We start from the raw sequence: 12,757 nt of genomic DNA on the forward strand, positions 1-12,757 counted from the left end.
TAATGTGGCTTATCAGCGTAAGGCAGAAATCGTCAGCCCGCTGCGTTTTCAGGGGCAGTATTATGATGCAGAAACGGGTTTACATTACAACCGTCATCGTTACTATAGCCCGAGCACCGGACGCTTTATCACCCCCGACCCGATTGGTTTGGCTGGTGGTTTAAACAACTACCAGTATGTGAAAAATCCGACGGGGTGGATTGACCCGCTGGGGTTGACGCAGTGTGTGGGGGATTGTCCGGGGGCAGGAAGTTCAACTCAATCTGCGAAGGATCGTGTTCTTGCTAATATTGCTGAAAGTCAGGCTGCCAGAAACGCTTCGAATATGGGGAATGGGTTAAATTATGACTCTCTACCGATATCTAATAAGAATGCTACCCGGCTATTGGAAAATAGAGCACTTGGCAGACTCTCACCAGAAAAAGCTCATGCGGATGCTCTTGGTGTTGTACAGTCTTTTGATGGACAAATTTATATGCGTAGAGGAAAAGCTGGGGAAATGTTTGAGTCTTTTAGTGATATAAACAGTGAAACACCAGCATCTTTGGTGTTTGTTACTCAAGGACTAAGAGATACAACCAGTTCTTTAGATAGGCAGATAATTTTGGCTTTACCGGATAGTAAAGAAGTCAGAAATTCAGCTATCAGATATCGTCCGGCAATTCTCAAAGTCGATCAAATCTTACTTGAAGGAAAAGTTGCAGGACAACAAGGTGGTCTATTTGGCTCTAAGTATAAGGCAGGAGGAGGCCATCAAACTGTTACAGATGGAGGTAGATTTAGTGGAAAAGTCGGCTTTGGAGATGAATAATGTTATTACTTCGTATAAATAATTTAATAAATGTTTCTATGGATATATCTGATACCTTGAATAAAGGGGGATTAACTCAGGCATCTAAAGGAGTTGATGATTTTATCCGTATTTTGAATGTAATTTCTGGTTTGCCAGAAGATGAAGCAATGAAAAAGATATCCACTAAATATTATAAAAATGAAATTGAGCGATATTATAGTATTGCTTCAAATATCAAAGGATTTAAAGATATGTGTCCCAACAATATAAGTTATGAAGATTGGAGAGTAAAATTATCTCTGTTTGAGGATTCAATTTATAAAATTCGCTGTTTTTATATGAAGAAAAAAAAATAGAACTCACGTTCAAAAATTAACAGGTGCAGACACTCTAACCCAGTTCACAATTCAAACTCCCTCAAAAAACAGCCGGGCTAAAAATAGTCCCGGCTGTTTTCATTCATATCAACTGATATCGGGGATGAGCACAATACAGTCCGCGGTGATCTTCGTCCCGGTCTCAACCCCGGCTTCCCGTAGCCACTGACCCTTGAGGTGAATATCCGGGGTGGCAGTATCGTCTCGGTTAGGAACGTAGCTGACGAGTTACAGCTTCTATTGTAAAATGAGCCGCAATTGCGGCTCGAAATCCAGACAAACCAATTAACTACACCAAATCCTCCCCATCAATCTCTTGATGGTAGCGCACATAATGAGTAGTAATCAGATTATTCAGATACAGCAGTACGTTGCGTAATTCTTGACTGTTGTGCCGCTGTTCGGCTTCAAACATTTCTTCTAACTGACGCAAGTATTCGCGGGCTTTTTGGGCGAACTTGGGATTGTAGGCCCCTAATGGGGACAGACACCCCTGCATCGCTACAAGTAAAAGACAGAAGAGAACCAAGAACAAAAGTGTGTGTCCATACACAAGGGATAGGTGGACTGGCAGTATTTCGTAATTTATTTTGTTATGTTATAACGTATCTAAAATGGTGTTTGGTCATTAAGCCTTTGCTTAAAGGACAGTCATCTACAGAAATCAATCGAGACATAGGTCCGGTTTTGGAGTGCGACAGATGAATCAGAAAAAAATTGCGGTCACCGTCCTATCGGGTTTTTTGGGGGCAGGAAAAACGACAGTGCTGAGCCATATTCTCAATAACCGTCAGGGGAGACGTGTTGCTGTTATCGTCAATGATATGAGTGAAATCAATATCGACTCTGCCACCGTGAAAAACGAAGTGTCGTTGAATCATCAAGAAGAGAAACTGGTGGAAATGAGCAACGGTTGTATTTGTTGCACCTTGCGGGAAGATTTGCTGGTTGAAGTGAGCAAACTAGCAAAAGAGAATCGTTTTGACTATCTGGTGGTTGAATCTACCGGTATTTCTGAGCCACTGCCGGTTGCTGAGACATTTACGTTTACTGATGATGAAGGGATTTCTCTGTCTGATGTTGCCCGGTTGGATACCATGGTGACGGTTGTTGATGCTGTAAATTTTTTGCGGGATTACGAAGCCGCTCAGTCGTTGCAAGAGACCGGTGAGCATCTCGGGGAAGAGGATGAACGCAGTGTTTCTGATTTGTTGATTGATCAGGTCGAGTTTGCTGATGTGATTTTGTTAAGTAAGACGGATCTCGCCTCTTCTGAAGAAGTGGCGCGGCTGACTGCTATCTTGAAAACATTGAACACTCATGCCCGTATTATTCCGATCCAAAATGGACAGGTTGATATCTCCGATGTTTTGGATACTGGATTGTTCAATTTTGAGCGGGCTCAACAAGCGCCCGGTTGGCTAAAAGAGTTACGGGGGGAGCATATTCCGGAAACGGAAGAATATGGCATTAGCAGTTTCAGTTATCAGGCGCGTCGTCCTTTCCATCCTGAGAAGTTTTATCACTTTGTGCACAATACAACAAATTTCGGTAAGTTAATTCGTTCAAAAGGGTATTTCTGGTTGGCATCTCGCCCGGAATTTGCCGGACAGTGGAATCAGGCCGGGGGTATTGCTCACTATGGTTTTGCCGGAATGTTTTGGAAAGCGGTACCTAAAACGCAATGGCCAACGGATCCGGATTACTTGTCAGCGATTGAAGAACACTGGGTCGAGCCTTTTGGTGATATGCGTCAGGAGTTGGTATTTATTGGTCAGGGGCTGGATCAGGTGGCCATGATCAAAGCGCTTGATGCGTGTTTATTAAGTGAGGAAGAGTTATTAGCCGGGAAAGATCTTTGGCAAACATTACCGGATCCTTTTGTTGAGTGGGAGGTTGATGCATGAATACCTGCTTAGCGGTTACACTTCATGACCTGTCTGTGAATACGGTACCATTATCGATTGGCACGAAACCCAGCAGATAAACGGGGACAGACGCCTCATCGCTGCGGGTGGCAACAGTGTGTGTCCATACAAATGAAAGTGTGTGTCCATACAAATGTAAGGCAGAAAATATCAGCGGTTGCATTCTTGCAACCGCTGTTTTGTGTACACTGAACTGTATGGCTGTGCGCTGTGATCAATGCTCTTGCTTAATTTCGTCTGCCTTCAATATATCTTGTGAGCTGGGTAATGGACTGCTCTAAGCCGAAAGTTCTTTCCGAATAATTGCTGCACCTGCACTGAGAGCATTCAGTTTCGCCGCAGAGACTTCACGAGGTAGCGGTGCCATACCACAGTTGGTGCAAGGGTAGAGCTTATCTGCATCGACATATTTCAGGGTTTCTCGCAGCGTATTGGCAACCTCTTCAGGGGTCTCAATAGTGTTGGTTGCGACATCAATCGCACCGACCATCACTTTCTTACCCCGAATCAGTTCAAGCAGTTCAATCGGTACGTGAGAGTTGTGGCATTCAAGTGAGATTATATCGATATTTGATTGTTGCAGTTTAGGGAATATCTCTTCGTACTGTCGCCACTCTGAGCCTAATGTTTTTTTCCAATCCGTATTGGCTTTGATTCCGTAACCATAACAAATATGGACAGCCGTCTCACACTTGAGCCCTTCGATTGCTTTTTCTAAACAGGCAATTCCCCAATCGTTGACTTCATCAAAAAACACATTAAAAGCAGGCTCATCAAATTGAATAATATCGACACCCGCTGCTTCTAATTCTTTCGCTTCTTGATTGAGTATTTTGGCAAATTCCCAAGCCAGTTTTTCACGGCTTTTATAATGGTCATCATAAAGTGTATCGATCATCGTCATCGGGCCGGGTAAAGCCCATTTTATCGGTTGCTTTGTTTGTTGACGCAGAAACTTAGCATCTTCGACAAAGACGGGTTTTGAGCGACTGACTGGGCCGACAACGGTTGGGACGTTTGCCTCATAGCGATTACGAATCTTAACTGTTTTACGGTTTTCGAAATCAACACCATCAAGGTGTTCAATGAAGGTGGTGACAAAGTGTTGACGCGTTTGCTCTCCGTCGCTGACAATATCAACCCCAGCCAATTGTTGTTCGTGCAAAGACAGACGTAGCGCATCTTGTTTGCCGTCAGTGAGTTCTTCCCCTTGTAGCTTCCAAGGTGACCAAAGTGTTTCAGGTTGAGCAAGCCAAGAAGGTTTTGGTAAGCTGCCAGCTGTTGAAGTCGGTAATAACTTTTTCATAGTCAATTCTGCCATTCGTTCTCGTGATTGATTAAGCGTAAGCCGCTGTCCATTGTTCAAGTATCGCCTGATAGGGTTTGATGAAATGCTCTTCAGCAAATTTTCCCTGTTCAATTGCGAGTTGACTGCGTTCTTCACGGTCATAAACAATTTGAGTAAATGAATGATCGCGGTTCTTCAGATTCGGCTGATAAGACACGCCTGCGACCGCGTTGGCATTATAGATTTCGGGTCGGTAAATTTTTTGGAATGTCTCCATGGTGCTAATGGTACTGATGAGCTCAAGATTCGAGTAATCGTTTAACAGGTCACCAAAGAAATAGAAAGCCAACGGTGCAACGCTATTCGGTGGCATAAAATAGCGAACCTGCAACCCCATCTTTTTAAAATATTGCTCAGTCAAAGAGGACTCATTCGGCTGATATTCAAAACCTAAAATAGGGTGCTGATTGCCTGTGCGATGATAGATCTTATTATCCGAGACGCTCAGACAGATCACAGGACGCTTTTGGAAATACTGTTTATATGTGTCTGAATTGACGAAAGACTGAAACAGCTTGCCATGCAGATCGCCAAAATTTTGGGGGACACTGAATTGAGGTTGATTTTTATTATGCTCTAGCAGGCGCACGCTAAAATCGTAATCTCGCACGTAAGAAGAAAAGTTATTCCCGACGATGCCGTCAATACGTTGGTTGGTTTTGTGATCAACAATGTTGGTTTTCAGAACTTCAATGGATGGAAACTTTTTACCATTACCTTGGATATCCATGTCAATGGAGATGATCTCGAGTTCGACAGAGTAGCGGTCACCTTGAGGGTTATCCCAATGCGCTAAAGCGTTGAAACGATTATCAATCATTCTGAGTGTATTACGCAGATTCTCTTGGCGGCTGTCGCCCCGGGCCAAATTGGCGAAGTTAGTCGTGATACGCGTATTGTCTGATGGTTGATAATTTTCATCAAAACAAATGCTCTTAATCGCAAATGTAAAATTGTCGTTCATAGTGAGCGTTATCCTATTTCCTTAAAAAAGCTGAACTCATTTCCTACTCTTTCGATGGGGATCGTTATGTTTTTAGTTTCCCAATCGTTACTTCACAGTCTTTTGCTATTTTCTCTGAACCGTCTGATTCAACACGACGGTCGTTTATCCTAACGTGAAGCACTGTCTGTTTTTATACTTGGTTTGCGAGTTGATTAAAATTCATTTTACTTCACTATCAACATGAGAAAAATTCATGATTTGGGTGGGTCTTCTTACTTATGGGGACAGTCGAGTACGAGGACAGTCGCTTTTCGATCTTACAACGATCTTACAAGGACAGTCACAGTACCGACCGTCCTGTTAAGGTGACTGTCCTTTTAGGGGCAGACAGCGATAAAGAAACGGGTTTACATTATAACCGCCATCGTTACTATAGCCCGAGCAGTGCTCTTAAACACAATGAGTTAAAGATGGATCATAGTAAAAGCGCTCAGCTGACATTTGAGACGCATGTACAGTTTGCACCGGAGGTGACCGAGTGTCATAACATTACTGGTGATAATGAGTACTTACTTCGTGTTGAGACGAAAGATTTGCTGGCTTATAAGCGGTTCCATTCCGAGGTATTGGGAGAATGTGCTCAAGTCAATTCGATTACCACCATGGTGGTGATGGATTCGCCGAAAGATGAACGGTGAATGATTGTTAATCTATTCAGGGCTAATATTTTTCTCTGGATAGGGAATCATATCCTGTATCACTTCCCGACAAAGCGAGCGAAACCACTGACTACCGGGATCATCTGTCAGTGCTTTGGGCCAGCAGAGATAATATTCTGGATCGGGGAAGGGGAAGGGGAGGTCTCGAATTGTCAGGCCGAACTGTTTCTGGAATCGTTCGGCCAGCAAACGGCTAGAGCTTAGCAATAAATTGGTCTGTCCTACGGTTGCTAAGGCTGCCAGGAAATAAGGGGTACGGAAAGAAAATCGTCGTTCTTTGACTTGTTCTTTCAGTGCATCATTAATAAAGTTTCGGGATGTACCTCCCATACTCACCAGAATATGATTATGTTGGATGTAGTCGTCCAATGTGATTTCGTCTTTCTTCGCCAGTGGATGATTTCTGGACATAATACAACCAAATTTCTCTCGCCCAAGCAGACATCGCTCAAATGAGTTTGGCACCTGAATGTAATTGCTCGCGAGCACGACATCAATATGATGTTGGGTTGAATGGATTAGGCTGCTTTCTGTAATTGTGCTGGTTTCGAGTGAGGCATGTGGTGCATCTTGATAAAACCGAGAAGCGATGTAAGGCACATAAGCTTGAGCCTGATAGTGGGTGGTCTGCAAGCGAAATGAGCGCTCACTTTGACCCGGAGAAAAAGTACGGATGGAGTTGAGACCAGCCATTTGCTCAATCATCTGGCGAATTGGGTATTCAAGCGCAGCGGCTTTCGCGGTCGGAACCATGCCTTTTGAAGTCCTGATAAACAGTGGATCGTCAAATGCGTCACGCAAACGTTGTAACAGACGACTCATCGCAGACTGACTTAAAAACAGGCGATTGGCTGCTTTACTGACGTTTCGTTCTTCCAGTAGATAGAGTAATCCCATTAGTGATTTCATATCTACATGCTGTAATTCTGACGATAACATCTGTTTATCCCACTTTTTGCATAATTGTTAGAAACATTATGCATTGGATTGTTTGAGAAGAGAACCGCATGATATGTCTAGAAAGGATATTTTTCGCAAGGGGATGAGTGGTGAACATATCACGTAACTTTATATATGGGCTGTTATTGAGTTGTACAACCATGATTGCGTGGGGAATGATTGCGATAGCATTAAAATTATCGAATGATTTTGCTGATCCAGTGACGCTCACATGGCTGCGTTTTACAGTTGCCGGTGCCATCGTTTGGTTATGGCAAAAACGGCATAATCGTTTAGTCCAGTATCGGCAATTGAAACGTTCAGAATGGATGCGTTTGGGGTTGGCCGGGGTGTTATTAATGATTAATTACACCTGTTATGCATGGAGTTTGGTTTATCTGACTCCGGGCTCCTCCCAATTAAGTATGCAAATGGCACCTTTGTTTTTGGCGATTGGGGGCGCGGTTTTCTTTAAAGAATACATTTCATGGCAGCAATGGGGATGTTTCGCTTTGTTGTTTGCGGGGCTACTGATCTTTTTTCATCCTGTATTGAGAAGTGGGAGTGAGACCGAAACTGTAGCTTTGCTGACTGGCCTGAGCATTATTTTCGTGTCTGCGTTAACATGGAGTCTCTATGCGCTGGTCCAAAAATCCCTCTTTAAACACCTTGATTCATCCAACATATTGTTAGGGATTTATCTCATGGCTATGGTCGTGATGCTGCCTCTGACATCTCTGGCAGATTTGCTGAAAATGTCATTAGAAGAGTGGTTAATCGCACTGTTTTGCTGCCTTAATACTGTTGTAGCTTATGGGGCTTTTGCCAAATCGCTGACGTATTGGAAAACGGTACAAGTGAGTTCTGTTATCGCCGTGACGCCTGTGATGGCTTTTTTACTGACAGAGTTATGTGTCGCTATGGGATGGTGGACAGACGTCATAGAGGCAGCACAAGCTGACTGGTTAAGTTTATGTGGGATGGGATTGGTGGTATTTGCCGCCATTAGTGTCCAGCTTGTGAATGTTAAGCGTCGTGAACGGGTAACCAGTGAGGTGACGGGGCCATCTACGGCTTAGCTTCCGAGAGCTTCAGCTTCCGGGGACAGACACGCAGCTTCCGGGGACAGACACGCTAGGTACTAGGTACCGAGGACACACACTTTACGTTTTGAAGCGAGTGTCCACATAAAAAACCCACATAAAAACCATGCTGCAGATTTTATCTCCGGCATGGTTTTTTGGTTCTGAGGACAGACACCTTAGAATAAGATAAGTATGTCATTCTTGAGCAACATTAAGATTACATCGAAAAGGTTACATGACACGTACTATACGACACTTCCTATTTATCTTAACTTTCTGATTTGAAATACTTTTGAGTATTCCCCCATCAATGTGGATTTTCTGATGACAATTGCCAGAGCACAACTCGTTTCTCTCAGTACCACTGCTTATTATCACTGTGTGTCCCGTTGTGTCAGACGTGCTTTTCTTTGTGGGCAAGACCCGCTAACGGGGCAGTCTTATGAGCACCGTCGCCAGTGGGTTGAGCAGCGAATTCTGGCTTTAGCTCAAGTGTACTGTATTGATATTTGTGCTTATGCTGTGATGAGTAACCACTATCATCTGGTTGTACATATTAATCAAGCAAAGGCTCAACAGCTTTCAGATAAGGCTGTCATTGAACGTTGGGGAAAAGAACATTTGTTACCTCAGCTGATTTTACGCTATCTGAAGAATCAAGTGTCTACAGCTGAAATACCGGCTTGTAAAAACATGATTCATCTTTGGCGTGAGCGACTTTTCTCTCTCAGTTGGTTTATGAAAGAGCTTAATTTTAGTATTGCTAGGCAGGCCAACCAAGAGGATCGGTGTGGCGGTCATTTTTGGGAAGGACGATTCAAATCACAGGCTCTACTGGATGAGAAAGCGCTGTTGGCTGCCATGGCGTATACAGACTTGAATCCAGTTCGAGCTGGTATCGCACCGACACCGGAAACCTCACAGTATACTTCGATAAAAAGACGATTGGATTCACTCAAGTGTCGTCAATTTAAGCCTCAGGGACTTCTACCATTTGCTGAGGACACAAGTTCGAAACAAGCAGATGCTATTCCATTTCGTTTGATCGATTATATTGAGTGGGTGGATTGGGTTGGCCGACAGATGAGAGAGGGCAAAACGGGTTATATTGAGTCTCATCAGCCCGAAATTTTGGTTCGATTATCTTTGGGGCAAAAAGAGAGTGTCGATTTGTGTTCCCAACTGGAACAAAAACGTTGCCTCTGGATTGGAACATCGGAACAATTAAATGCAGTAAAAATTCAATTAAACAAACAACGCATCCATGGATTATCGATTTAATATCCTGCCTGGTACACTGCAAATCATTTAATAGATATGCTTAGAGACATGTGTAAATATTGATTCTTTTGAGAATACTCTGATATATCCACGAAATATTAAAGCTTCTGCCTGCAATTTCTATTTGGAATGAATCTCCTCTCATAAAAAGGTATCTCAGAATGTATTTTTGTATGTCCAAATTAGAGTGTGTGTCCAAATAAAAAACCATGCTGAAAGTTAGTCACACCCTCAGCATGGTTTCTCGTTGTCTGATAGTAGTAATCAGTAATCAGGTGCGACACCTATATGATTACTTGGTTAAACCCAGAGCCTCATTCATCACATGGAAGATGTAGTTTTGCTCTACAGCACCTTGGAAGAGATAGGCTTCAGGGCCGCGGGCGAAAATAGCGACATCTTCACCTGAGTGGGTTTCAGAGGACAGTCTCACTAGCGATTGCTGTCTGTAGTTTAGATCCATCACTTCTTGCTCTGTGGGATTAGAACGTGCACCTTTGACAGCACCCGGTCCATTTCCGTATGAAAGCGTTGTATAACGTTTGCCATAATCATCGACGTTGTACTGACCATTTTTCTTGGACAGACCGAGAATCGGATTGCCACGATCAGCATAACCATTTGAAATCAAAGTATGTGCATGGTCTGCAGTCACAATAATGAGAGTATCTTCAGGATTGGTCTTGTCTAATGCTGCTTTGATTGCATCATCATAAGCAACGGTATCAATCAGCGCACGCGCTGCATTACCATCATGATGAGCGTGATCGATACGTCCGGCTTCAACCATTAACAGGTAACCATCTTTATTTTTGGACAGAATATCAATCGCTTTCGCTGTCATTTCTGCCACGGATGGTTCTCCGTCTCTGCGGTCCGCTTCATATTTCATATGGCTACTTTCAAATAGACCAAATGCTTGTTTGGTATTGCCATTCAGCGCATCAAATCCTGTTTTATCGTAAACGTACTGTGCATTCGGGTGTTTCGCCTGCCATTCTGAAATCAGGTTACGACCATCTTTACGCTTGCCTTTTTTACCCTCTGGATCAATCGTTGTTGTTGGTAGGAATTCACGACGTCCACCACCGAAAACAACATCCATACCTTTGCCACCATTAAAATTGATTAATTGCTGCGCAATATCAATACAACCTTGGTTTTTAGCAATGTTTGGGAGTTTTGTATCATTTTCCCAGTCACGATCGGCTGAGTGTGCGTAAGTCGTTGCTGGCGTTGCGTGTGTAATGCGTGCCGTTGAAACGACTCCCACGGACAGTCCTTTTTCGGCAGCCATTTCCCAAGCTGTTTTGGCTTCGTGGCCGATTTGGGTGTTACAAAAGCCTCTTTGAACGTTGTCATCAACGCTGATAATGCCTTGTTTGGTTTTAACCCCGGTGACCATTGCACTTGCTGTCCCTGCTGAATCAGGGGTTTGGGCATCGGTATTGTAAGTCTTAGAAAGGGCGACGTAAGGCAACTGTTCCATTGCGAGTTGATACTCTTCGCCCAGCATTCCGCGACGTTGTCCCTCATAAATTCGAGCTGCAGTGATTGTACCGACACTCATGCCGTCGCCAACGAATAGGATGACGTTTTTAGCCGGTTTAGCGATGGGCTTATTCGCTTTTGCTTTGGCAATTTGTTGCTGAGCCTGGACAAACCAAGCATCATTCTTTTGCGGTGTATTTATTTGAGACGTGTCGCCGGTTGATGCACAACCGACAAGAGACGCCATCAGTCCACTGGCTAATAAAAGATGATTGTTTTTCACAAAAATTCTCCGTGTTTCTTTTTTATAATATCCACTGATACCACATTGAGATTAGTCACCTATTAACACTGAAAAACATGAATCATTTATGAATAAATCATTAAATTTTTGTATGACGGTATTTTTTATAGATTGATTCAGTATATTGATGGACAAGATAAATCAGTCCTTAAAATAAAGTTTTGGATGAATCTATGATGGAAAGAAAAGCGGTTTGGCTGGTATTTTTTTATATCGGATTGGGTTTACTGTCAGGGCATGTCAGTGCGCAGACTCAGCAACAGTCAGTCATGACATTATCATGGGAAGATTTAATTCCTGAAGGGGAACGACATCAGGATCCACCTGTTCGCACAACACCCATTGATCATGACAATGATACGCCGCCACAGTTGAAAATTGGTGGGGTCCGGCATGATCTGGATGGAAAAATGGTGAGAATCCCCGGATTTGTCATTCCACTGGAGGGAGATGATAAAACCGTGACAGAATTTCTGCTGGTGCCATTTCTCGGTGCATGTATTCATGTCCCGCCACCGCCTCCGAATCAGATTATTTATGTCAAATTTGAGCACGGTGCTCCGATCCGGCAGTTATGGGATATTGTTTATGTTGTTGGTCAGTTGAAAACAGAAACGATGAATCTGGATTTGGGGGAAACGGGTTATGTGTTGTATGGGCAAGATCTTGACGATTATGAGTCAGACCAATAAAAGGACAGGCACTTTTTGAGGGGACAGGCACGACAGCGATCTTTGCTGAGAACTGCTGGTCTAATGACCAATTTTCTACTTTCGTGATAGCGAGTTGGGACGTAGGTGACAAATCTGTATGGTGATGAAGAGGTAACGCTATGAAGCGAAGGTTGTTTTGGTTATCCTAGGCCTTGAATCGAAGTTGGATGGAGGTCACGATGGCGAAGGATTGGGATGAACTCGCTACGGCTTGGGAATCTGATCAGGTCAATAGGGAGCTGACAGAAAAAGTATTTGCCGAATTAACGAAGAATATTAATTTGGAAGGCAAACACATTCTGGATTTCGGATGTGGAACTGGCTTGTTAAGTGAGATGATGTCGCCACAAGCTCGCTCGATTGTTGCGTTGGATTCATCAGAGGCCATGATCGAAGAGCTCGATAAAAAAGAACTGATAAATGTTGAGCCTGTTGTTGATGCTTTGACGAGAGGGCTCGTCGCTCAGCATCCAGCTTTTCGCAAGCAGTTTGATTTAGTGGTTGCCGTCTCTGTGTGTGAATTTTTACCGCATTTGGCGGAGTCTTTAGAGATTATTTATTCACTGCTCAATCAGGGGAGTGCATTTATTCACTGGGACTGGATCATTGATGATGAAGACCGGACATCGGGCTTAGGTATGGTTGAAATGCAGGATGAGTTGATTCAGGCTGGTTTTGCGCATGTGAACGTGGCACAGGTCTTTAAGATCAAAACTGCGCAAGGGATTATGTCTGTCATGATGGGGATTGCGATTAAATAAATTATCGTGATAACTCGACGCGTTTCAATTGTCATCTCAATTTCAACTTTTTAGAAAAACAGCGCATCAATG

General features: G+C 43.4%; 12 protein-coding genes and 2 pseudogenes. 8 read left to right on the forward strand and 6 right to left on the reverse strand.

Annotation, left to right across the window (positions count from 1 at the left end):
• Together AC55NX_RS19675 and AC55NX_RS19680 are read left to right on the forward strand one after the other, a co-directional pair.
• A partial coding sequence (locus AC55NX_RS19675; protein ID WP_496997276.1) for an RHS repeat-associated core domain-containing protein occupies nucleotides 1-811 on the forward strand: 811 nt, incomplete at its 5' end.
• The gene (locus tag AC55NX_RS19680) at nucleotides 811-1,149 is read left to right on the forward strand and encodes a hypothetical protein (protein WP_496997277.1); all 339 of its coding nucleotides are present in this window, start codon (nucleotides 811-813) and stop codon (nucleotides 1,147-1,149) included. The genes AC55NX_RS19675 and AC55NX_RS19680, both read left to right, overlap by 1 nt.
• 108 nt (nucleotides 1,150-1,257) lie before the next feature.
• On the opposite strand, the pseudogene AC55NX_RS19685 reads toward AC55NX_RS19680, so the two are convergent.
• Both AC55NX_RS19685 and AC55NX_RS19690 read right to left on the reverse strand, forming a co-directional pair.
• A pseudogene (locus tag AC55NX_RS19685) lies at nucleotides 1,258-1,383 on the reverse strand (SymE family type I addiction module toxin); the annotation flags it as partial.
• Nucleotides 1,384-1,459: 76 nt separating this feature from the next.
• Nucleotides 1,460-1,705, reverse strand: a complete 246-nt coding sequence (locus AC55NX_RS19690; RefSeq protein ID WP_496997278.1) for a hypothetical protein — start codon at nucleotides 1,703-1,705, stop codon at nucleotides 1,460-1,462.
• Nucleotides 1,706-1,871: 166 nt separating this feature from the next.
• Here AC55NX_RS19690 and zigA point away from each other — a divergent pair, with 166 nt between their 5' ends.
• Complete coding sequence (zigA, locus tag AC55NX_RS19695; RefSeq protein ID WP_496997279.1) at nucleotides 1,872-3,077, forward strand: zinc metallochaperone GTPase ZigA; 1,206 nt, start codon at nucleotides 1,872-1,874, stop codon at nucleotides 3,075-3,077.
• Nucleotides 3,078-3,375: 298 nt separating this feature from the next.
• Here zigA and AC55NX_RS19700 read toward each other — a convergent pair whose 3' ends face one another.
• Both AC55NX_RS19700 and AC55NX_RS19705 read right to left on the reverse strand, forming a co-directional pair.
• On the reverse strand, nucleotides 3,376-4,404 hold the full coding sequence (locus AC55NX_RS19700) for a methionine synthase (RefSeq protein WP_496997286.1): 1,029 nt from the start codon (nucleotides 4,402-4,404) through the stop codon (nucleotides 3,376-3,378).
• Nucleotides 4,405-4,435: 31 nt separating this feature from the next.
• On the reverse strand, nucleotides 4,436-5,410 hold the full coding sequence (locus tag AC55NX_RS19705) for a DUF1852 domain-containing protein (protein WP_496997280.1): 975 nt from the start codon (nucleotides 5,408-5,410) through the stop codon (nucleotides 4,436-4,438).
• A gap of 458 nt (nucleotides 5,411-5,868) precedes the next feature.
• Here AC55NX_RS19705 and AC55NX_RS19710 point away from each other — a divergent pair.
• A pseudogene (locus tag AC55NX_RS19710) lies at nucleotides 5,869-6,090 on the forward strand (Lrp/AsnC ligand binding domain-containing protein); the annotation flags it as partial.
• A 12-nt stretch (nucleotides 6,091-6,102) separates the two neighbouring features.
• Here the strand turns inward: AC55NX_RS19710 and AC55NX_RS19715 are convergent.
• Entirely contained in the window at nucleotides 6,103-7,050 is a 948-nt protein-coding gene (locus AC55NX_RS19715) for a LysR family transcriptional regulator (RefSeq protein WP_496997281.1), read from the reverse strand.
• Nucleotides 7,051-7,160: 110 nt separating this feature from the next.
• On the opposite strand from AC55NX_RS19715, the gene AC55NX_RS19720 reads away from it, so the two are divergent.
• Both AC55NX_RS19720 and AC55NX_RS19725 read left to right on the forward strand, forming a co-directional pair.
• Entirely contained in the window at nucleotides 7,161-8,129 is a 969-nt protein-coding gene (locus AC55NX_RS19720; protein ID WP_496997282.1) for a DMT family transporter, read from the forward strand.
• A gap of 330 nt (nucleotides 8,130-8,459) precedes the next feature.
• Entirely contained in the window at nucleotides 8,460-9,416 is a 957-nt protein-coding gene (locus tag AC55NX_RS19725) for a transposase (protein WP_496997283.1), read from the forward strand.
• Between the two features lie 292 nt (nucleotides 9,417-9,708).
• Here the strand turns inward: AC55NX_RS19725 and AC55NX_RS19730 are convergent, their stop codons facing one another.
• Complete coding sequence (locus tag AC55NX_RS19730) at nucleotides 9,709-11,190, reverse strand: alkaline phosphatase family protein (protein ID WP_496997284.1); 1,482 nt, start codon at nucleotides 11,188-11,190, stop codon at nucleotides 9,709-9,711.
• 197 nt (nucleotides 11,191-11,387) lie between these two features.
• On the opposite strand from AC55NX_RS19730, the gene AC55NX_RS19735 reads away from it, so the two are divergent.
• Nucleotides 11,388-11,903, forward strand: a complete 516-nt coding sequence (locus tag AC55NX_RS19735; protein ID WP_496997287.1) for a DUF3299 domain-containing protein — start codon at nucleotides 11,388-11,390, stop codon at nucleotides 11,901-11,903.
• A gap of 200 nt (nucleotides 11,904-12,103) precedes the next feature.
• Nucleotides 12,104-12,685 (forward strand): class I SAM-dependent DNA methyltransferase, encoded by a 582-nt coding sequence (locus AC55NX_RS19740; RefSeq protein ID WP_496997285.1) that lies wholly within the window; start codon nucleotides 12,104-12,106, stop codon nucleotides 12,683-12,685.
• The last annotated feature ends 72 nt before the right edge of the window (nucleotides 12,686-12,757 follow it).

It is taken from the genome of Vibrio rubrogenes (genome assembly GCF_059641415.1).

Bases quoted from the DNA above. Each gene is read 5' to 3' on its own strand.
- AC55NX_RS19680 (WP_496997277.1), top strand. From the start codon at position 811: ATGTTATTACTTCGTATAAATAATTTAATAAATGTTTCTATGGATATA.
- zigA (WP_496997279.1), top strand. From the start codon at position 1,872: ATGAATCAGAAAAAAATTGCGGTCACCGTCCTATCGGGTTTTTTGGGG.
- AC55NX_RS19700 (WP_496997286.1), bottom strand. From the start codon at position 4,404: ATGAAAAAGTTATTACCGACTTCAACAGCTGGCAGCTTACCAAAACCT.
- AC55NX_RS19705 (WP_496997280.1), bottom strand. From the start codon at position 5,410: ATGAACGACAATTTTACATTTGCGATTAAGAGCATTTGTTTTGATGAA.
- AC55NX_RS19715 (WP_496997281.1), bottom strand. From the start codon at position 7,050: ATGTTATCGTCAGAATTACAGCATGTAGATATGAAATCACTAATGGGA.
- AC55NX_RS19725 (WP_496997283.1), top strand. From the start codon at position 8,460: ATGACAATTGCCAGAGCACAACTCGTTTCTCTCAGTACCACTGCTTAT.
- AC55NX_RS19735 (WP_496997287.1), top strand. From the start codon at position 11,388: ATGGAAAGAAAAGCGGTTTGGCTGGTATTTTTTTATATCGGATTGGGT.
- AC55NX_RS19740 (WP_496997285.1), top strand. From the start codon at position 12,104: ATGGCGAAGGATTGGGATGAACTCGCTACGGCTTGGGAATCTGATCAG.